The organism is Williamsia sp. Y844, from assembly GCF_056786475.1.
On the sequence record NZ_JBXCJB010000001.1, the window covers coordinates 874588 to 893993 of the forward strand.

A 19406-nucleotide genomic window follows, 5' to 3' on the forward strand; every position below is an offset into this window, starting at 1 on the left:
TCCCCGGTCGAATAGGCAGTCAGCGACTGACCACCAGATGGTGGCTAGCGCGATTCCTTGTGGTTCTGGTGGGTTCCGCAGTTAGGGCAGAACTTCTTGATCTCAAGGCGATCGGGGTCGTTACGCCGATTCTTCTTGGTGATGTAGTTGCGGTGTTTGCAAACCTCGCAGGCCAAGGTGATCTTGGGGCGCACGTCTGTTGAGGAGGCCACGGGATTGCCTTTCAGGTGGATCGTGTGGTGTGTCTCCTGGTGGGGAGACACTCGGTGGTCATCGCCGGAGCGATACTGCTAGCGCGTTGCCGTAGGCGGCACTGGTAGCACTTTGCCGCAGGCGGCACGGTAGCGCGTTGCCGGAGGCGACCCTGGTAGCGATGGCCGGACTCGAACCGGCGACCTAACGATTATGAGTCGTTCGCTCTAACCAACTGAGCTACACCGCCATGGCCCGGAATCGACTACGGCGGGGCGGCGTCTAGCAGTCCCACCGCTCGATCCTGAGTCCAGCGAGCCCCCTGACGGAATCGAACCGTCGACCTTTTCCTTACCATGGAAACGCTCTACCGTCTGAGCTAAGGGGGCGTGGCTCTGCGCTCCGGTGCCTCGCGGCACCCTTACTTCAGGGCCTCATCGAGATTACACAGCGCGCCCGGCTGGTGCCAAATCCGCTGTTCATCCCTCTTTCGCACCAAACGGCCTCTCACTGAAAAATCCAGCTCGAGGCCGCTTTTCTGGCGCTGTGGCAGGTATAGGATTCGAACCTATGTAGCTTGCGCGGCGGATTTACAATCCGCTCCCTTTGGCCGCTCGGGCAACCTGCCGTGCCACTTTCCGTTGTCTTTTGGACCGTCGGAAAGCAACGCGGGAAACATTACATTGGGTACCCCCCAGAACCACAAATCCGCTGTTCAGCGGCACCGGATCTGGAGCTTTTGACCCGTGATGCAACGTTTCGGCCGAGCACCCGACTACCCTTGTCGGTTATGGCAGATTCAAGTTTCGACGTGGTCAGCAAGCTCGACCGCCAGGAAGTCGACAACGCGCTCAACCAGGCCGCCAAAGAGCTGTCTCAGCGTTACGACTTCCGCGGTACCAACACCACGATCGAGTGGTCCGGCGAAGAGAACATCGTGATCACCTCCGATGCCGAGGAGCGGGCCCAGGCCGGGCTCGAGGTGTTCAAGGAAAAGCTCATCCGCCGGGACATCTCACTCAAGGCGTTCGACGCCGGCGAGGTGGTGGGCTCGGGCAAGACCTACAAGATCACCGGTTCGCTGGTCCAGGGCATCGACTCCGAGAAGGCCAAAAAGATCTCCAAGGCCATCCGCGACGAGGGGCCCAAGGGCGTCAAGGCTCAGATCCAGGGCGAAGAGCTCCGGGTGTCGAGCAAGAAGCGCGACGACCTCCAGGAAGTGATCAACCTCCTCAAGGGCAAAGATTTCGAGATCGCCCTGCAGTTCGTGAACTACCGGTAGTCCTGACCGACTCTCCACCAAACTTCGTCCCCCTGAGTGCCCGCCGAGGGCAAATGACCCTCGGACACCAGTCAGGGGGACGAATTCGGTGACGCTCGGCTCGTCGATGCCGCAGAATCAGGCCCGTGCAGGTCGGAATGACGATGCCGGTGATGGAACCGGACCTTGATGCGGCAATGCTCAGAACCTGGGCGAAGGTCATCGACGAAGGCCCGTTTTCGTCGCTCTGTTGGGGCGAACGGATCGCCTTCGACAATCCCGACAGCCTGACGCTGCTCGGCGCGGTGGCGGCGTGGACCGAGCGGGTACGTCTGGTGACCACCGTGATCGTGCCGCAGTTGCACGATCCGGTGATGCTGGCGAAAGCACTCGCCACCGGAGACGTCATCAGCGGCGGCAGGCTCACCGTCGGTATCGGCGTGGGTGGTCGACACGAGGACTACCGGTCGGTGGGTGCTGATCCGAAAACCCAGACGATGCGGCAGATGGCCGAGCGCGTCGACGTCATGAAGCGCGTGTGGGCCGGTGAACGCCAGACCGATTCCGTACTCCCGGTCGGGCCTACGCCGATCCAAGAGGGCGGACCCCAGCTGCTCGTCGGGACGATCGGACCCAAGACACTTCGCAGCGCGGCCGCGTGGGCTGACGGATTGGCAGGCATCACGCTGGACCTCGACGTCGGCAAGCAGCGGGAGCTGTTCGACATCGCCTCCACCGCATGGTCCGAGGCCGGCAAGAAGCCACCCCACCTCGCCACGTCATTCTGGTTCGCGCTCGGCGACCCCGAACCCGCTCGCGCCCAGATACACCAGCACCTGCGCCACTACATGAACTGGATTCCGGCCGAGTTCGTCGACGCCATTGCGCCCACGACGGGCTGGTCCGGCTCCGACGCCGAACTCGCCATCGTGCTCGAGGAGTTCGCCGCGATCGGCACCGATGAAATCCACCTCATACCAACCAGTTCCGACATCGGCCAGCTCGATCGGGTCGCGGAGATCGTCAAAGACCTTCGGCTATAGCGCCCACATCATGAGCTGCGGCAATCCTGCCGTCGCTTTCGGTCAACGAATCGCCATCTGCTGCACGCGGCCTGCGCTGACGAAGGCTCTGGCCTGTTTGATCTGGCGGACGACAGGGGTCACCTCGATGTCATCAACACCCGCCACGCCTCCGAACCCGGCAGTCATCACCTCGTACAGATGACTGGTGTCGCGACACAGCGCCGACGCCATCAGATTCGTGGTTCCGGTTGTGGCGCAGACGAAAGGGACCTCGGGCAGCGTCCCGACAGCACTACCGGCGGCATCGAGTCGGCTGACCGGAACCTTTCCCCAGATGATGGCCGCCAAGCTCACCCCGAGCTGCGGCAGCGAGACATCGAGATCGAGGTACACCACGCCACTGTCGACGAGTTCACGTAATCGATGCGCGGCCCGCGCGGGCGTCCAACCGAGGTTGTCCGCGATCTTCGCGTATGGCATTCGCGCGTCGCGCTCCAGCATGTTCAACATCTTGTGGTCATCGGTGTCGAGCTGAAGCGTTGCGCGATGGGATCTTTCGTCCCGCTCATGCTCGGTGATGACCGAAAATCGCGTCTCCGCAGCCTCTTTCAATGCTTCGAGTTGATCAGGTTCGAACAGCTCCGGAAAACTCGGCATGCGGGCTACGAGCGGATATCGTCGCACCACCGTGTGCGACGATATCGCCTGCACCAGAGATGTTTTCGGAAGCTGATCGGTGACCATCTGATCGCGCTCCCCCGCCGACTTGGGACGATGGACAGCCATCACCTGCGAGCTGGTGAGATTCACCCAACTCATATCCGGATGCCGCCCGAGGGCCGTCGCGAGCGTGGCGCCACTACCCGGGACCGGCGTGATCCGCAGGACGCTCTGACTGACTCCGAGCGCAAGGGAGTCGATCAGTGCCGTGCACTGCAGGACCCCACCGCGCACCATCGCCTGATAGCGCCGCGCGGCTGTTTGTTCCGCCATGCCCAGCGCCGCCCCGATCTTGGCGAACGACATCCGGATGTCGTAGCCGAGAGCGTGGATGATTCTGCGGTCATTGTCATCGATCATCGCTGATTCCTCTACATCGGCCCATGGGTCTGGAGGTTATCTCGATTATCGACGTCAAGAGTGCTGGATTGTCGGTTGGAGTCCGCACACTCAGGGACAACAACTACGGCTTCAACCGAAAGGACCTGACCATGCGCAAGTGGATACCACTCGTCGCGGCCTGTCTCGGCACATTCATGCTGCTGATCGACATCACCATCGTCAACATCGCACTCCCCGACATCCAGTCGGACCTCGACACCAGCTTCTCCGCGCTCCAATGGGTGCTTGATTCCTACGCACTGGTGCTTGCCGCACTGGTTCTCGCTGCAGGCAGCCTGTCCGACGGTGTCGGACACAAAAAGATCTATCTCATCGGTATCGCGGTGTTCGCGCTCGCTTCGCTGGCGTGCGGGCTGGCGCCCAATGTCGCCGTGTTGATCGCAGCCCGTTGCGTCCAGGGCATCGGCGGCGCGGCCATGTTCGCGACCACCCTCGCCCTTCTTCACGCCACCTACACCGGCCGCGACCGTGGAACAGCCTTCGCAGCGTGGGGCGCTGTCAGCGGCGCCGCAGCCGGAGTAGGTGTCGTCCTCGGTGGCCTGCTGACCGATCTGCTCGACTGGCGGTGGATCTTCTTTGTCAACCTGCCACTCTCGGCGATCACCCTGTGGCTGGCGGCGACCGCGTTCAAGACGGACAACCGCCGTGCCCTGAGACTCGACATCCCCGGCGTGCTCACATTCAGCGTCGGCGCGGCATCGCTGACGTACGCGATCATCCATGGTGGCGAGGACAGCTGGACCGCACCGGTCACCCTGGCCGCATTCGCGGTGGGCGTGGTGATGCTGGCTGCCTTTGTGGTCGTCGAGCGCAAGCAGGAAGCCCCGATGTTGCCGCTCGGCTTGTTCACCCACCGCGGACTCACCGGCAGCGTCATCGGAGCCCTCGGTATCAGCATCGCCGCGTTCTCGAGCTTGCCGCTGCTCGCGATCTGGATGCAGGGCACAGTCGGATTGTCGCCGCTGAACAACGGGCTGGCCGTCCTCCCCATGCCGGTGATGGCGTTCCTCGTCGCCGGTGTCGGCGGGAAGTTCCTGCATGATGTGCCCCCACGAATCACCATCGGCGGCGGACTTGTCATCGTCGGTGTCGGATCGCTGGCACTGATGCTCATCGGGCCCGGGTCGGATTGGTATGCAGCAACTCCCGGCCTCCTGATCATCGGTATCGGCGTGGGTGTGATGTCACCGGCACTCAATGCCACCGCACTTGCTGCGGTACCGCCGCAGCAATCGGGTGTCGCCTCGGGTGCGGTGAACACAGCCCGCCAACTCGGCTTTGCGCTGGGTATCGCGGTCCTCGGATCGGTCTTCCAAACGGTGACCGGCTCCGACACCGATCACAGTTCGACGAACTTCACGTCCGGACTGGACAGCGCCTTCGCCGTCGCGGGCGTTGTCGGGATCATCGGCGGCGCGGTGGTGTTCGCGCTCCTGAGCGCTCGTGCTGACGCCGCCGCCCCAGAGACCGCCCGCGTGTAACGAACCGCGCCGGCCATACGAAGACGCTCCACATATGTGAATCAATATGTGGAGCGTCTTGGCGTATGTGGGAGCACGTCCGGTCAGCGGTGCCCGCGCGACATCTCTTCGAGCCGACGGATACGGTCCTCCATCGGCGGATGCGTGGCGAATATCTTGCTCATCCGCTCACCGGCCCGGAAAGGGTTGGCGATCATCAGATGTGACTGCGCAGCGATCTCCGGATTCGGCGGCAGCGGCGCCTTCTGCACCCCTCCGGAGATCTTGCGCAGCGCCGAGGCCAATGCCAAAGGGTCACCGGTCAATTCGGCTCCGGAGGCGTCTGCCTGATACTCGCGAGACCGCGACACCGCCAGTTTGACCACCATCGCCGCGATCGGACCGAGAATGGTGATCAGCAGCAGCACAATGGGATTCGCCCCGCCGTTACGGTTTCCGCCCAGGATGAATGCGAAGTTGGCGATACCACTGATCACCGCCGCCATCGCACCGGCGATGGACGAGATCAGGATGTCGCGGTTGTAGACATGCGAGAGCTCGTGTCCGAGAACAGCTCTGAGCTCACGCTCGTTGAGGATCTGAAGGATTCCGGACGTGCAACACACTGCCGCATTCTTGGGGTTCCGGCCGGTCGCAAAAGCGTTGGGCGCCTCGGTGGGACTGATGTACAGCGCCGGCATCGGCTGGCGGGCAACGGTCGCAAGTTCGCGCACGATGCGATAGAGCACCGGCGCCTGAACTTCGGTGACCGGCTGCGCATGCATGGACTTCAGCGCCATCTTGGCGCTGTTGAAGTACACGTAGCCGTTGACGCCGACGGCCAAGATGATCGCCACCACCAGGATGGCCGGACTCTGGAATGCCGCACCGATCCCCACGATGATGGCCGACATGAGACCCAGCAGGAGGGCCGTCTTCAGTCCGTTGGCATGGCTGCCCATTGATCACTCCTGTTCTGTTGCACTGGAGGTTCAACGAACGAACCACACGGTGTGGTTCCCCGATGATGTGGCCTTTTGGCGAACAAAAGCCCAGGTGGGTTCCGCCAAAACGGCACTACATCGGGGTGGAGTGGTGGGGTCAGCCGATGCGGTCGATGGTGTAGCGAACCAGTGAGCTCATCGCGTCGTTTGCGGCGCCTTCGGGAAGCTCGGCCAGTTCCGCATAGGCGGCGTCGGCGTATCCTTTCAGGGTCGCCCGGGCCTTCACGAGGCCTTCGGACTTGTTGAGCAACTTGAGGGCCTCTGCGACCTCGTCGTCCGTGGTCAGTGCGCGGTTGCTGCCGTCGGCGGCCACCACGAGTTCCCGCAGGCGGGTCTCGGCCGGGTCCGCCAGAGCGTAGAGCACCGGAAGCGTGTGCACGCCCTCGCGCAGATCGGTTCCCGGGTTCTTACCCGAGTCACCGGCTGCCGAGCTGATGTCGATGATGTCGTCGGATACCTGGAAGGCAACACCGACCGCGTCGCCGAGCCGCGAGAGCCGCTCGATCTGTTCGGTGTCAGCGCCCGATGCCATGGCACCGAACCGGCCACTGGCCGCGATCAACGAACCGGTCTTTTCCCACACGACCCGCAGGTAGTGCTCAACCGGATCAACTTTGCCGCGGGCGCCGACGGTTTCGCGCATCTGACCGGTGACCAATTCCGCGAAGGTGTCGGCGATGATCAGCACGGCATGCGGGCCAAGGGTCGAGACCAGGCGCGACGCCCTGGCGAAGAGGAAGTCGCCTGCCAGGATGGCCACGCTGTTGCTCCACCGACTGTTGGCGCTGAGCGCACCACGGCGCAGCTCGGCTTCATCCATCACATCGTCGTGGTAGAGCGTCGCGAGGTGGATCATCTCGACAACGGTCGCCGAGGTGATCACCTCATCGGAGTGCGGCTGGGGGCCGAAGTGCGCCGACAAGATGGCGAAGATGGGGCGGAACCGCTTGCCACCGGCCTTCGCGAGGTGTGTGGCGGCCTCGGTCAGGAAATCCTCGCCGGACGACAGCTCCTTGAGCAACAGCTCCTCAACGCGATCGAGTGACTGCCCCACATCCGTGGCGAAAGCCTCGGATCCCATTTCAAGACCTGCGAACGTTGTCTTCACGCCTGACCTGCTCCTGTCATAGGGAGAGCCTAGTGGTGCGGGATACTTACCGGGTGAGTGCACCCATCCGCGTTCCCGCGCGCACCGAGATTCTAGTCGTCGGCGCAGGTCCTGGTGGGTCGGCGGCCGCCGCAGCCGCCGCAGCCGCCGGTCGGGAGGTCACCCTGCTCGATTCAGCGGTGTTCCCGCGCGACAAAACCTGCGGTGACGGGTTGACGCCGCGTGCCATCGCCGAACTCGATCGCCTGGGTCTGGCAGATGCGTTCAGTGGCCCCCGCATCGAGGGTCTCGACCTGCAGGGGTGGGGTGGACGGCAGCAGGTGCGGTGGCCGCAGAAGTCCACCCATTTCCCCGCCTACGGCAGTGCCGTGGCCCGCACCGAACTCGATGACCGCATCCGGCACCACGCCTTGGCCGCGGGTGCGACGATGGTATCCGGCGTCAAGGCTGTCGGCGCGACCATCATCGGCGGCAAAGTGACCGCAGTGCAATGCAATACACCCGACGGACCGGCTCAGATCGAGGTCGACAAGGTGATCGTCGCCGATGGTGTCCGCTCGGCGCTGGGCACGTCGCTGGGTCGCGCCTGGCATCGAAACACCGCCTACGGCGTGGCGGCGCGCGCATACGTGGAGTCGGGACGCTGCGACGACACCTGGATGGGATCACACCTCGAATTACGGGACGGGGCAGGCGAATTGCTGCCCGGTTACGGCTGGGTCTTCCCACTGGGCTCCGAGTCCGGGTTGGTGAACATCGGGGTCGGCGCGCTGGCCACCGAGAAGCGTCCGGCCCACATGGCACTGCGGCCGATCATCGAGCACTACACCAACTCTCAGCGCGACGACTGGCAGCTGCGTGGCAAACCCCTGCGCATCGCCTCGGCGTTGTTGCCCATGGGCGGGGCCGTCTCCGGCGTGGCAGGCGCGAACTGGATGCTTATCGGTGATGCCGCGGCCTGCGTCAACCCACTCAACGGTGAGGGTATCGACTACGCCCTCGAAACCGCCCGCCTGGCCGTCGAAGTGCTTGGTGAGAACGACTATTCGACGTTGTGGCCGGATCTGTTGCGGTCGCGCTACGCGCTCGCCTTCTCTGCGGCCCGCCGTCTCGCCGCCGTGTTGACGGTGCCTCGGGTGGTGCCGATCCTGGGGCGTCCCGGTATTCGATCGGCCGCCCTGATGTCGATGGTGGTGCGGGTGATGGGCAACCTGATCACCGAGGACGATTCCGATCTCATCGCCCGCGCCTGGCACCTCGCCGGCCTGACAAGCAACAAACTCGACACCCGCCCACCCTTCACCTGACCCCGACCCCCGATGATGTGCCCTTTTGGCGAACAAAAGCCCAGGTGAGCACCGCCAAAACAGCACATCATCGGGAATTACTCCAGCATCTTGCGGATGTCGTCTGCATCGACGGCGGTGGAGAACATCTCGCCGTCGTCGACCACCGCGTTGAACAACTCACGTTTGCGGTCCTGCAGTGCGACGACCTTCGCCTCGATGGTTCCGGCGGACACCAGCCGGTAGACGGTCACCGGCCGGGTTTGGCCGATCCGGTGCGTCCGGTCGATGGCCTGGGCCTCCGCGGCCGGATTCCACCATGGGTCGCAGACGAAGCAGTAGTCGGCCTCGGTCAGGTTGAGTCCGAAGCCACCGGCTTTGAGACTGATCAGGAAGACCTGCGTCTTACCGGAGGTGAAGTTGTCGATGGCGACGGTCCGCTCCTTCGCCGACAGCGACCCGTCGAGGTAGCTGTACCGGATACCGTCCGCCTCGAGCGCCTTTCGCAATATGCCGAGGAATCCGGTGAACTGACTGAAGACGAGCGCACTGTGGCCTTCGGCGATCAGTTCCGGAAGCTGCTCGCGGATGAAGTCGACTTTCGCCGACGCGACATCGCTGTCGGCAGCGTCCACCAGTCCGGCGTGCAAGCTCAGTTGCCGCAGCATCGTCAACGACCGGAAGATCTGGAAACGGTTTTTCTCCCAGTCCCCGAGTAGTCCGAGCACCACTTCGCGTTCCCGGACCAGCCGGGTGTCGTAGATCTTGCGGTGCTTCGGCGACAACTCGACCTGCAGGACCTGCTCCTGCTTGGCAGGCAGATCCCGCGCGACCTGGTCTTTGGTGCGGCGCAACATCACCGGTTTGATGCGTTTGCGCAGGACCGGCAACCGTTCGGGATCCTCGCCCTTTTCGATGGGTTTACGGAAGAACTCTCCGAACGACTTCGGACTCGGGAACAGCCCGGGCACGGTGATCGACAGCAGCGACCACAACTCCATCAGGTTGTTCTCCATCGGAGTCCCGGTGACGGCGAGTTTGAACGGCACGGACAACCGGCGAGCACACTGGTGAGCTTTCGAATTGTGGTTCTTGACGAACTGCGCTTCGTCGAGAAGCATGCCCGCCCAATCCTGTTCGTCATACGAGTCGAAGTCGATACGCAGCAGGGCGTAGGTGGTGATCACCAGATCGGCATCGGCGATGAACTCTGCCAACGGTTTACGACTTCGCGCCGCGGTCGCGGTGACGGCAACCGCATTCAGGTCGGTGAAGCGATGGCACTCCGACACCCAGTTGCCGACCACACTCGTTGGCGCGACAACCAGAAACCTTCCGGTCTCCCCGTTCTCACGGGCGCGGGCGAACAGCGCCAGGGTCTGCAAGGTCTTACCGAGTCCCATGTCATCGGCCAGGACACCGCCGAGTCCGTTGTCCCAGAGAAACGACAGCCAGTCCAGCCCCTCACGCTGGTAATCACGCAGAGTGGCATCGAGCATCCGGGGCTGTTCCACGCGCTGCGGAGGTCGTGCCGCGCTGAGCTTTTCGACCCGTTCGCGCCACTGCCCGAGTTGCTCGTCGACGACACCGAGTTGTAGCAACTCTTCCCACAGCGTTGCATTCGCCGGGATCGCAGGAACTCGACCGGAGCCCAACTCCCCCAGCGTCTCAGCTTCGGTCATCAACGCTTTGAGCTTGGTCAGCTCCGGTGTGTCCAGCGCGAAGTAGACCCCGGACGGCAGCAACATATGTGTTGCGCCCGTGGACAATTCTGCGAGAACATCGGCCACCGGAACCTGTTCGCCGTCGACATCCATGGTGATCGCCAGGTCGAGCCAGTCGGACTCGGCCGAGTCCGAACCGGAAAACCGTACCCGCGCACGTTCGGTGACCTGCCGATACCGCGTGCTGACCTCGGCCACGTCGAGGACCAGGTCGTCGCGGTCGACGAGCGTCGGCAGGATCTCGGCGAACAGGCGCGCCGTCTCGACGGGGGTCAGCTGCAGGTCGACACGCAGCGTTCTTGTCGTCGCGGCCGCCAGGGCGTGATCATGATCGGCCGGTTGGAGTTCGTGGAGCGGTGGGAAGCTGTCGGTTCCCGGCACTCCCCCGATGTGCGCGACCAGGATGCGATAGGCCGCCATCTGCGACAGGAGGGTGACCGCACCCAGGACGTCACGGAGCTTTTCCCACAGTTCCTGCTCGGCGGCCACATCGCGCCATCGCGGCTCCGTCATCGGGTTGTCACGGAAGTCGCGGGGTTTGTCGTTGACCAGATAGCGCATGGCCCAATGGATGTGGGCGGTGTCGTGGATGAGCTGGACGGTGAGAACAGCGACGGGTCCGGTGATGACGGGTGGCTCGAATACCGATTCATCCACACGCACCGCCACCGATTCGCGCAAGCGCGGCAACATATCCGCAGCGAACGCGGCGGCATCTCCAGCCGGGATGACAATCGGAGGACCATCCAACAGTTGCGCAACCGCACCGTTGTCCGGTTCGAAGGGTGCGAGCGTGAGCACACCATCGTCGTCGATATATGAAACACCGTGCGGCGCCTTGTTTCCCAAGATTTCGACGCCATCGGACGGCAGCGTGACGCCATCGACGTCGATCTCGATCACGACGCGGGTATCACCGCCGAGCTCCCCACCGATGTCGAGGGTGAGCCCGGCCCGCTTGCCGATGTGTACGTCCTCGATTCCGGCAGACGGGTCACCGAGGATCGGGATCCCGGCTGCGATCGCGGCATCGAGCTGCTGCCAGATGGTGGCCGGTGCCGTCGTGAGGATCAATCCGTACGGGAGCCCGTATCTGGTCGTCCGCATGGCGTCCGAGGCCATCGCCTGGAGCGCCGACAGCTGCGCCATGTCGAAATGTCCTGGTCCGAGCCCGACGATCATCGGCCAGTCGATACCCGACCTGATCCATTGCGACCGGGTGCCTGGACGCAACAGTCGCAACGCCAACTGGGCCGGTTTGGGCCGACGCCCCGCGTTGACGCCATCGCTGTAAAAAACCTGCAAGGCCAGCGGTTCGGCAGGTTTGGGCCGGTTCGGCTCGAGCAGCGGCCGCAGCCGGCGCTCCCACTGCGGGACCTGCTGAGCGGGCAAGCGAGACAAGTCGGTGTCGATGCCTTCGGCAAAGGTGAGCAGCAGCGCGACGGCGTGTTTACAGAAGTAGCCGACCGGACAGGTGCACGACGCATCCGCGATCTTCCAGTCCGCACCCAACCCGCTGAAGACAACGCGCATGCCATAGGTGGAGACACCCGAACCCGCGCATCGTCCGGTCAAACGATGCTTTTGCTCGTCCCACTTCACCGCGCTGACGCGGCGCTGCTTCGCATACGCCGATCCACGACCGATCGTCCCCTGCTCGAAGTCGTCGGCAAGCGACGCCGGGGTGATCAAGTGCGCCCAGTCGGTAGTCATTGATTGCAGGTTATCGAGAGATCGAGACAGCGCCGGAATCGAACAACTCGTACCTCCCGATGATGTGGTGTTCTGGCGAACGAAAGCCCTGGTGAGCGCCACCAAAAGGCCACATCATCGGGGTCAGGCAGGTTTGACACCCCGATGCAGCGCGGTGATACCGAAGGTGAGGTTGCGCCAGCGAACATCTTCGAATCCGGCATCGCGCATCTGCTGCGCCAGCGCCGGCTGTTTCGGCCATTCGCGGATCGACTCCGCGAGGTAGACATACGCCTCCGGGTTACTCGACACCTTGGTCGCCACCGCGGGGAGCGCCTTCATCAGGTACTCCATGTAGGCCACCCGCATCGGCTCGAAGACCGGGGTGGAGAACTCGCAAATCACAACGCGGCCACCAGGTTTGAGAACCCGGAACAGCTCGGCGAAGGCGACATCGACATCGTTGACGTTGCGGAGACCGAATGAGATGGTCGCGGCGTCGAAGGTGTTGTCGCCGAACGGCAGATGCAACGCGTCGGCGGCGACCTTCGGCACCGGCCGCTTGGCCCCCGCCTTGAGCATGCCGAGAGAAAAGTCCGCCGCGACGCAAAACGCACCGGACCGCGCGAGCTCGACGGTGGACACCGCAGTGCCTGCCGCGAGGTCGAGTACGACATCGTCGGGCCCAAGCGCCAGCGCCTTGCGGGTGGCAACGCGCCAGCCGCGATCCTGACCGAACGAGAGGACGGTGTTGGTGAGGTCGTAGCGTCCCGCGACACCGTCGAACATGGCCGCGACGTCTTTGGGATTCTTGGCCAGCGATGCACGTGACATGACCGCAACCGTACCGGCTGCGTCGATCAGGCCTGGTGTCGAGCTCCGCCTCCGGCTACGTCTCAGGCCAATTGTCGAGCTACGTCTCAGGCCGCCAGTCGGCGCGCAGCCCGGTTCCGTCCGAGGACGGCGTCGTAGTGCCCGATGAGTTGGTCGGTGATCGCCGACCAGGTCCGGCCCTGCACACTACGGTGCGCTGCGGTACCGAACTCGGAGCGCACGTGATCATCTCCGAGAGTCGTGATCGCGCCCGCGAGACGCTCGGAGAAGTTGTCGAGGCCGAGTAGATATCCGGTTCGGCAGTGGTTGATGAGATCGCGCGGTCCGCCGGCGTCGGGTGCGATCGCCGGGACACCGCTGGCGAGGGCTTCCTGCACCGCCTGGCAGAAGGTCTCGTGCTCCCCGGCGTGGACGAACACGTCCAGGCTCGCGTAGGCCCGCGCGAGTTCGAGGCCACCGAGCTCACCGGTGAAGACCGCGTCGGGCATCAGCCCTTCGAGCGCTCGTCGTTGCGGTCCGTCGCCGACGATCACCAGCTGCACGTCGTCGCGGCCCGAAAGGACAGCCAACCGTTCCACATGCTTCTCAGGGGCCAGGCGACCGACGAATCCGACTATGAGCTTGCCGCCGCTGCTCCAGCGGGCGCGCATGGCGTCGTCGCGGCGCGAGGGATGAAAGCGGGTCTCGTCCACCCCGCGACCCCAGTGGTGGACGCGCGGAACACCCCGGTCGCGGAGGGCCTTGACCGAGACCGTGGACGGGGCCAGGGTGCGGTCGCAGGCGCTGTGCAGTTTTCGGGTCCACACCCAGGCGGCCCAGGTGCCGGGTTTCATGCCGTAGCTGGCGGCGAATCCGGCGACGTCGGTCTGGAACACCGCGACGGTCGGGACATCGAGCCGATGCGCGCAGGCGACGCCCGCCGCACCCACGACAAACGGCGAAGCGAGGTGGACGATGTCGGGGCGAAAGTCGGCCAGCGCTCGATACATCGACAGCGCGGGTACTCCGACCGGCATCGAGCTGACCTTGGGAACCATCATCGACGGGATGTATTTCACCTGCGCACCGGACACCACCGCCGGGCCCGGCTTCGATCGCCCCGACCGCTTCGCCGACCGAGGGATGTCGGGGGCGACGATCAGGACCTCATGTCCGCGACGTTCGAGGTTCTCGGTCACCCGCAGGACCGAGTTGACCACGCCGTTCATGTTCGGCAGGAAGCTCTCCGCGACTATTGCCACTCGCACGAACCCAGTGTCGGGCGTGAAGTTGTCAGGCTGTGTTCGACGCCGTGACCGGGACCGGAACTGCAGATGAACGTCCACCTGTCCGACGCCGGTTGATCTCGGCGAGGAGCACCATGATGCCGCCGATGACCAGCCACGAATACACCAGCACCGACAACGCGGGCAGGATCGCCAGGCTCGCGTCACGCCCGGTGACCCGGACGAGTTCGGGGTCCGACTTCGAGTAGTCGATGCTGATGCGCTGACCCTTGGTCAGTCCACCGGGATAGAAGACACCCAGGCGCGGGCTGTGGAACATGCCGTCTGGTGTGGAGAACGCGACCGACGCCCTGGTCGGACCGGCACTGACCACCTCGGCCACCGTGGTGGCCTTGTCAGAATTGATCAACACGTCGTTCCGGTAGGCCCCGGCGACCATGGTCGCCATCATGATCGTGATGATGATCCCGACAGTGAGCAGCGCGATCTGAACACGGCGCAGCACGGTCGGAGACATGCCGCCACCATAGTCACTCGGTTCTGACGACCCAATTCCGTCGCCACTCATCCCCCCGCGAACGGGTCAGAGGCGGGTTTTGATGGATGCGTGCACGGACCTCAGCGTCGACCGGTCCGTCCGGACCTCGATTACCTCGATGCCTGAACCCGACGCATTCAGCGCGCCGGGCAGCTCATCGAGCGTCACGAGCCGGTGCGGGGTTCCGAATCCGGCACAGACCGATGCCAGGTCGGTCTGGTGCGGTGTGCCGAAGACCCGTTCGTAGGCGCCGAGGTAGTCGGGCCCCGAGAAGCGGGGGTCACCCTGTTCGAGCAGACCGAAAATGCCTCCGCCGTCGTCGTTGGCCACGACGATCGTCAGCCGGTTCGGCCGTGGTTCGGCCGGACCGATCAGCAGTCCGGTGGCGTCGTGCACAAATGTCAGGTCTCCCATCAGCGCGACCGTTCGGACGCCGGTCGCGAGTGCCGCGCCGATCGCGGTGGAGACGTTTCCGTCGATCCCCGCGACACCTCGGTTCGACAGGACCCGAACATCGGGTCCGACACGTCCGGCCAATGCGACGTCGCGGATGGGATTGGACGCCCCGACCACCAGTTGCTCGCCGGGTGCCATCGCCGCGCTGACAACCTTCGCGACGTGCAGTCCGGTGACGGCTTCGGTGGCATCGAGTTCCAGGTCGACGGCGTTGACCGCACGTTGGTGCGCGGCGGCGCAGGTCTTGAGCCAGTCCTCGTCCGGTTCCCCGACAACCTCGGCGCGCGAACCGGTGGCGAGCACGTTGCCCGAGACGTCGGGCCAGCGCGGCCCGGTGGTCAGCGCGTACACGCGGACATTCGGATCGGCGAGCAGCGTCGAGACCTCGCGGTGCAGGGTCGGACGACCACAGATGATGGCCTGGGTGGGACGAACCGCCGACAACGCCAGCGGATGCAGCGGGTTCTCGGGGGCCGGGGCGGTCGGCTCGGCCACGGTCGGCAGTGCGGCCAGCTCGGGTCGATGTCCGGCGCCGTGCCCGGACACCACGACGGTCGGTTCGCTGATGTCGATGTCGACGGGGACGTCCAGCTTGCCGACGGCGGTCACCGTCCAGGGGGCACCGTCGGGCCGGCCTGCGAAGACACCGAGGTCGTCGCTGGGCGCGGCGCCCGGATCCGGAACCAACGGCTCGCGCAATGGAATGTCGAACTGCACCGGTCCGGCGTTGCCCGTGCGGGCGCCGCGGGCCGCGGCGAGCACACGCCCGACTGCCGAACGCCACTGACTGTTGGTGTCAAGGTCCTGCTCGGCCAGCCCGAGGCTGATCGCCGCGCGGACCTGGGTGCCGAAGATCCCGAACTGTTCGATGGTCTGATTCGCACCCGACCCCAGGAGTTCGTAGGGGCGGTTTGCGCTGATCACGACCAGTGGCAGCCGCGCATAGTTGGCCTCGAAGACCGCCGGACTCATGTTCGCCACCGCGGTACCGCTGGTCATCACGATCGGCACGGGCTGCCTGGATGCCGCGGCCAATCCGAGTGCGAGATAGCCGGCCGTGCGCTCGTCGACCCGCACGTGCAGTCGCAGGAGTCCGGCCGCATCGGCGGCATGCAACGCGAACGCGAAGGGTGCGTTGCGTGAGCCGGGGCACAACACGGCTTCGGCCACGCCTCCGCGGATCATCTCGTCGACGATCACGCGCGCCTGCAGGGTCGAAGGATTCATTACTTCAGGCTAGCGGCGCCACCTGCGTGCCCATCGCGTCGACCGGTGTGACGACGCGGACAATCGGCCAGATCGCCCGATCCAAAACGCGGTGCCCGACTTCGGACCGCGAACCCAGCCCTACCGGGTACGGTCGCAAGGGTGATCGGCTTACCGAGATCGGTGACGGCACTACTGTTCGATCTCGACGGAGTTCTGACCGACACGGCAACAGTTCACCGGCGGGCATGGAAGCAGGCTTTCGACACCTTTCTCGTGTCGTACGCCGCGGCAGATCCCGAGCAGCGTCGACCGTTCACCGACGACGACTATCTCCAGTACGTCGATGGCCGGTCCCGGAACGACGGGATCGCGACATTTCTGGCGTCCCGCCACATCACGCTTCCGCCAGGTGACACCGGCGATACCGCGGCCGACGCCACGGTCAGCGGGATCGGTGACACCAAGAACGCATTGTTTCTCGACGAACTGAAAACAACAGGCGCGCAACCATATTCCGATGCAGTAGCGTATCTGAAGGCAGCGCAGCATGCCCGGTTGGCGATCGCCGTGGTGACCAGCTCCAAGAACGGCGCACCCATCCTGGAGGCGACGGGTCTCGCGGCGTATGCCTCGGCCCGGGTCGACGGACTCACGATCGCGCAGCGTGGCCTCGCTGGAAAACCCGCTCCCGATGCATTTCTCGCAGGCGCGGAGGCCCTTGGCGTGCCGCCCGAGCAGGCCGCAGTGTTCGAGGACGCCGTCGCGGGCGTGGCGGCCGGGCACGCCGGTCGTTTCGGCTACGTCGTGGGCGTCGACCGCTCCGGTGGCGTCACGCATGGCGACGACCTGCGCCGTGCCGGTGCCGACCGCGTCGTCACCGCCCTCACCGAACTGTTGGAGGACCGATGACCCAGGCTCCCGGCATGGAAGTGGCGCCCTGGCATCTGAGCTGGCGCGGCACCGATCTGGAATCGCTCGGTCTCATCGAATCGATCTTCGCGCTGTCCAACGGCCACATCGGGTTGCGTGCCAACGTCGAGGAAGCCGAGCCGGTCTTCAACCCCGGGACCTATCTCAACGGCTTCTACGAACGCCGCGAGCTGCCGTACGCGGAAGGCGGCTACGGATATCCCGAGGACGGGCAGACGGTTGTCAACGTCACGAACGGCAAGATCATCCGGCTTCTGGTCGAAGACGAGCCGATGGACCTGCGTTACGGGACCACCCAGCATCACGAATGGAAACTCGACTTTCGTTCGGGAACCCTGCTGCGCACGACCGAGTGGACCTCACCGACCGGCAGGCGGGTCCGGATCACGTCCGAACGGCTGGTGTCGTTCACCGAACGGGCGATCGCCCTCATCCGTTACGAGGTCGAACCGCTCGACGAAGACACCGAGATCGTCCTTCAGTCCGACTTGTTGGCCAATGAATCGGTGGCCAAGCCTCCGGGCAAGGACCCCCGGTTGGCGGCGGCACTGCACCGACCGCTGGTCGGCGAATTCGCCACCGCACACGGGCATCGGGCCGTACTGGGTCACCACACCAGAGAGTCCGGGCTACGCATTGCCGCCGGGATGGATCATGAGCTCGAGGCGCCGAACTCGGTGTCCTGCGAGATCCTCAGCGAGGACCTCGCACGGTTGACCGTGACCGCCACCGTCCCTGTCGGACAACGGGTCGCGATCACGAAGTATCTGTCGTACGGATGGTCGAGCCAGCGATCGACCTCGGCTCTGCAGGCCCAGGTCGAAGCCGCTCTGGCATCGGCCCTCGACAACGGCTGGGACGAGTTGAAGGCCCGCCAACGCCAATATCTCGACGACTTCTGGGCTACCGCCGACGTCATCCTCGACGGCGACCCGGAGCTGCAGCAGGCCGTCCGCTTCGCACTTTTCCAGGTCTTGCAGGCGGGCGCTCGCGGCGAGAACCGAGCCCTGCCCGCCAAGGGCCTCACCGGACCGGGGTATGACGGCCACGCCTTCTGGGATACCGAGACCTTCGTACTGCCGGTCCTGACCTACACCGTCCCCGATGCGACCGCCAACGCGCTCGGCTGGCGACACGCGACGCTTGCCATGGCCAAGAGCCGGGCCATCGAATTGAGTCAGGCGGGTGCGATGTTCCCGTGGCGCTCGATCAATGGCGAGGAGTGTTCGAGCTACTGGCCTGCAGGCAGTGCTGCAGTCCACATCAATGCCGACATCGCCGCAGCGGTCTCGCAGTACGTCGCCGCAACCGGTGACGAGCAGTTCGAGGTCGACCGCGGGCTCGAGCTCCTGATCGAGACGGCACGATCGTGGGCGTCGCTGGGCCATCACGACCTGCGCGGAGATTTTCGCATCGACGGGGTGACCGGGCCGGACGAGTACTCATCGATCGCCAACAACAATATTTATACGAATCTGATGGCGCAGAAGAACTTCCGTGATGCCGTCGCGGCGTGCAAGCGGCATCCCCCGGAGGCTGCCCGATACGGTGTCGACGACGAGGAGACGGCGCACTGGCAGAGCTGCGCAGATCGGATGACGCTTCCGTATGACCCGGAATTGGGTGTCCATCAACAGGCCGAATCGTTCACCCGCCAGGCCCGATGGGATTTCGCGGGCACACCACCCGAGAATTATCCCCTGCTCTTGCACTATCCGTATCAGGATCTCTACCGCAAACAGGTGGTCAAGCAGGCCGATCTGGTGCTCGCGATGTATCTGCGCGGCGATGCGTTCACCGCGGAACAGAAGCGGCGCAACTTCGACTACTACGAGCCGCTGACCGTGCGGGACTCGTCGTTGTCGGCCTGTGCGCAGTCAATTGTCGCGGCAGAGGTCGGACACCTCGATCTCTCGTACGACTACTTCGTCGAGACCGCACTCACCGATCTGCACGACCTGCACCACAATGCGTCGGGTGGCCTGCACATCGCGGCGCTCGCAGGCACCTGGTTGTGCTGTGTCGCCGGCTTCGGCGGGATGCGGGATCACGGCGGGGTCGTCACCTTTGCGCCGCGACTTCCCCTCCGGCTGGACCGCATGGTCTTCCGGATGGCGCTGCGGCGCAGCTACGTCGAGGTCGAAGTGCATCACAACGAGGCGACCTACCGGCTGATCGGCGGCGACCACCAGCAGTTGTCGCACCACGGCGAACAGTTCGTACTCGGTGATCGACCGGTGACACTGCAGATCGACGAACTGCGCCCGGATTCGACGCCTGAACAACCGCCGGGGCGCGAGCCGTATCGACGGGTCGCATCGTATTGATGCCGGAGCACA

General features: G+C 64.5%; 15 protein-coding genes and 3 tRNA genes. 6 read left to right on the top strand and 12 right to left on the bottom strand.

The features are described from left to right. Positions 1-44 precede the first annotated feature (44 nt). The 4 genes from rpmG to AC1TQG_RS03970 form a co-directional block, all read right to left on the bottom strand. Positions 45-212, bottom strand: a complete 168-nt coding sequence (rpmG, locus tag AC1TQG_RS03955) for a 50S ribosomal protein L33 (RefSeq protein WP_028463290.1) — start codon at positions 210-212, stop codon at positions 45-47. A gap of 153 nt (positions 213-365) precedes the next feature. Further along, positions 366-442: transfer RNA gene (locus AC1TQG_RS03960), tRNA-Met, on the bottom strand. A 66-nt stretch (positions 443-508) separates the two neighbouring features. Beyond that, positions 509-581 (bottom strand) — tRNA-Thr (locus AC1TQG_RS03965). A gap of 158 nt (positions 582-739) precedes the next feature. Beyond that, a tRNA-Tyr gene (locus AC1TQG_RS03970) sits at positions 740-820 on the bottom strand. A 162-nt stretch (positions 821-982) separates the two neighbouring features. On the opposite strand from AC1TQG_RS03970, the gene AC1TQG_RS03975 reads away from it, so the two are divergent. Beyond that, positions 983-1474, top strand: a complete 492-nt coding sequence (locus AC1TQG_RS03975; protein ID WP_482135631.1) for a YajQ family cyclic di-GMP-binding protein — start codon at positions 983-985, stop codon at positions 1472-1474. Between the two features lie 137 nt (positions 1475-1611). Continuing rightward, the gene (locus tag AC1TQG_RS03980; protein ID WP_482137253.1) at positions 1612-2496 is read left to right on the top strand and encodes an LLM class flavin-dependent oxidoreductase; all 885 of its coding nucleotides are present in this window, start codon (positions 1612-1614) and stop codon (positions 2494-2496) included. Between the two features lie 42 nt (positions 2497-2538). On the opposite strand, the gene AC1TQG_RS03985 is transcribed toward AC1TQG_RS03980, so the two are convergent. Continuing rightward, complete coding sequence (locus AC1TQG_RS03985) at positions 2539-3558, bottom strand: Lrp/AsnC family transcriptional regulator (RefSeq protein ID WP_482135632.1); 1020 nt, start codon at positions 3556-3558, stop codon at positions 2539-2541. Positions 3559-3581: 23 nt separating this feature from the next. Here AC1TQG_RS03985 and AC1TQG_RS03990 point away from each other — a divergent pair, with 23 nt between their 5' ends. After that, on the top strand, positions 3582-5081 hold the full coding sequence (locus AC1TQG_RS03990; RefSeq protein ID WP_482135633.1) for an MFS transporter: 1500 nt from the start codon (positions 3582-3584) through the stop codon (positions 5079-5081). An 83-nt stretch (positions 5082-5164) separates the two neighbouring features. Here the strand turns inward: AC1TQG_RS03990 and htpX are convergent, their stop codons facing one another. Together htpX and AC1TQG_RS04000 are read right to left on the bottom strand one after the other, a co-directional pair. Then, entirely contained in the window at positions 5165-6022 is an 858-nt protein-coding gene (htpX, locus tag AC1TQG_RS03995) for a zinc metalloprotease HtpX (protein WP_482135634.1), read from the bottom strand. Between the two features lie 139 nt (positions 6023-6161). After that, positions 6162-7172, bottom strand: coding sequence for a polyprenyl synthetase family protein (locus tag AC1TQG_RS04000; RefSeq protein WP_482135635.1), 1011 nt, complete (start codon positions 7170-7172; stop codon positions 6162-6164). 53 nt (positions 7173-7225) lie between these two features. Here AC1TQG_RS04000 and AC1TQG_RS04005 point away from each other — a divergent pair, with 53 nt between their 5' ends. Then, positions 7226-8479 carry a geranylgeranyl reductase family protein gene (locus AC1TQG_RS04005; RefSeq protein ID WP_482135636.1) on the top strand — a complete coding sequence of 418 codons (1254 nt, stop codon included), beginning with the start codon at positions 7226-7228 and terminating at the stop codon, positions 8477-8479. 77 nt (positions 8480-8556) lie between these two features. Here the strand turns inward: AC1TQG_RS04005 and AC1TQG_RS04010 are convergent, their stop codons facing one another. The 5 genes from AC1TQG_RS04010 to menD form a co-directional block, all read right to left on the bottom strand. Beyond that, the gene (locus AC1TQG_RS04010; RefSeq protein ID WP_482135637.1) at positions 8557-11895 is read right to left on the bottom strand and encodes a DEAD/DEAH box helicase; all 3339 of its coding nucleotides are present in this window, start codon (positions 11893-11895) and stop codon (positions 8557-8559) included. A gap of 123 nt (positions 11896-12018) precedes the next feature. Further along, positions 12019-12708: a demethylmenaquinone methyltransferase gene (locus AC1TQG_RS04015; protein ID WP_482135638.1), complete on the bottom strand. Its 690-nt coding sequence runs from the start codon at positions 12706-12708 to the stop codon at positions 12019-12021. Between the two features lie 86 nt (positions 12709-12794). After that, positions 12795-13955, bottom strand: a complete 1161-nt coding sequence (locus tag AC1TQG_RS04020; RefSeq protein ID WP_482135639.1) for a glycosyltransferase family 4 protein — start codon at positions 13953-13955, stop codon at positions 12795-12797. Positions 13956-13980: 25 nt separating this feature from the next. Beyond that, on the bottom strand, positions 13981-14451 hold the full coding sequence (locus AC1TQG_RS04025; RefSeq protein ID WP_482135640.1) for a hypothetical protein: 471 nt from the start codon (positions 14449-14451) through the stop codon (positions 13981-13983). A 66-nt stretch (positions 14452-14517) separates the two neighbouring features. Then, positions 14518-16155: a 2-succinyl-5-enolpyruvyl-6-hydroxy-3-cyclohexene-1-carboxylic-acid synthase gene (gene menD / locus AC1TQG_RS04030; protein ID WP_482135641.1), complete on the bottom strand. Its 1638-nt coding sequence runs from the start codon at positions 16153-16155 to the stop codon at positions 14518-14520. Positions 16156-16296: 141 nt separating this feature from the next. Here menD and AC1TQG_RS04035 point away from each other — a divergent pair, with 141 nt between their 5' ends. After that, positions 16297-17046: an HAD family hydrolase gene (locus AC1TQG_RS04035; RefSeq protein ID WP_482135642.1), complete on the top strand. Its 750-nt coding sequence runs from the start codon at positions 16297-16299 to the stop codon at positions 17044-17046. Beyond that, on the top strand, positions 17043-19394 hold the full coding sequence (locus AC1TQG_RS04040; RefSeq protein WP_482135643.1) for a glycoside hydrolase family 65 protein: 2352 nt from the start codon (positions 17043-17045) through the stop codon (positions 19392-19394). The genes AC1TQG_RS04035 and AC1TQG_RS04040 overlap by 4 nt, the downstream gene beginning before the upstream one ends. Positions 19395-19406 lie beyond the last annotated feature (12 nt).

Bases quoted from the DNA above. Each gene is read 5' to 3' on its own strand.
- AC1TQG_RS03975 (WP_482135631.1), top strand. From the start codon at position 983: ATGGCAGATTCAAGTTTCGACGTGGTCAGCAAGCTCGACCGCCAGGAA.
- AC1TQG_RS03980 (WP_482137253.1), top strand. From the start codon at position 1,612: ATGACGATGCCGGTGATGGAACCGGACCTTGATGCGGCAATGCTCAGA.
- AC1TQG_RS03985 (WP_482135632.1), bottom strand. From the start codon at position 3,558: ATGATCGATGACAATGACCGCAGAATCATCCACGCTCTCGGCTACGAC.
- AC1TQG_RS03990 (WP_482135633.1), top strand. From the start codon at position 3,582: ATGGGTCTGGAGGTTATCTCGATTATCGACGTCAAGAGTGCTGGATTG.
- htpX (WP_482135634.1), bottom strand. From the start codon at position 6,022: ATGGGCAGCCATGCCAACGGACTGAAGACGGCCCTCCTGCTGGGTCTC.
- AC1TQG_RS04010 (WP_482135637.1), bottom strand. From the start codon at position 11,895: ATGACTACCGACTGGGCGCACTTGATCACCCCGGCGTCGCTTGCCGAC.
- AC1TQG_RS04015 (WP_482135638.1), bottom strand. From the start codon at position 12,708: ATGTCACGTGCATCGCTGGCCAAGAATCCCAAAGACGTCGCGGCCATG.
- AC1TQG_RS04025 (WP_482135640.1), bottom strand. From the start codon at position 14,451: ATGTCTCCGACCGTGCTGCGCCGTGTTCAGATCGCGCTGCTCACTGTC.
- menD (WP_482135641.1), bottom strand. From the start codon at position 16,155: ATGAATCCTTCGACCCTGCAGGCGCGCGTGATCGTCGACGAGATGATC.
- AC1TQG_RS04040 (WP_482135643.1), top strand. From the start codon at position 17,043: ATGACCCAGGCTCCCGGCATGGAAGTGGCGCCCTGGCATCTGAGCTGG.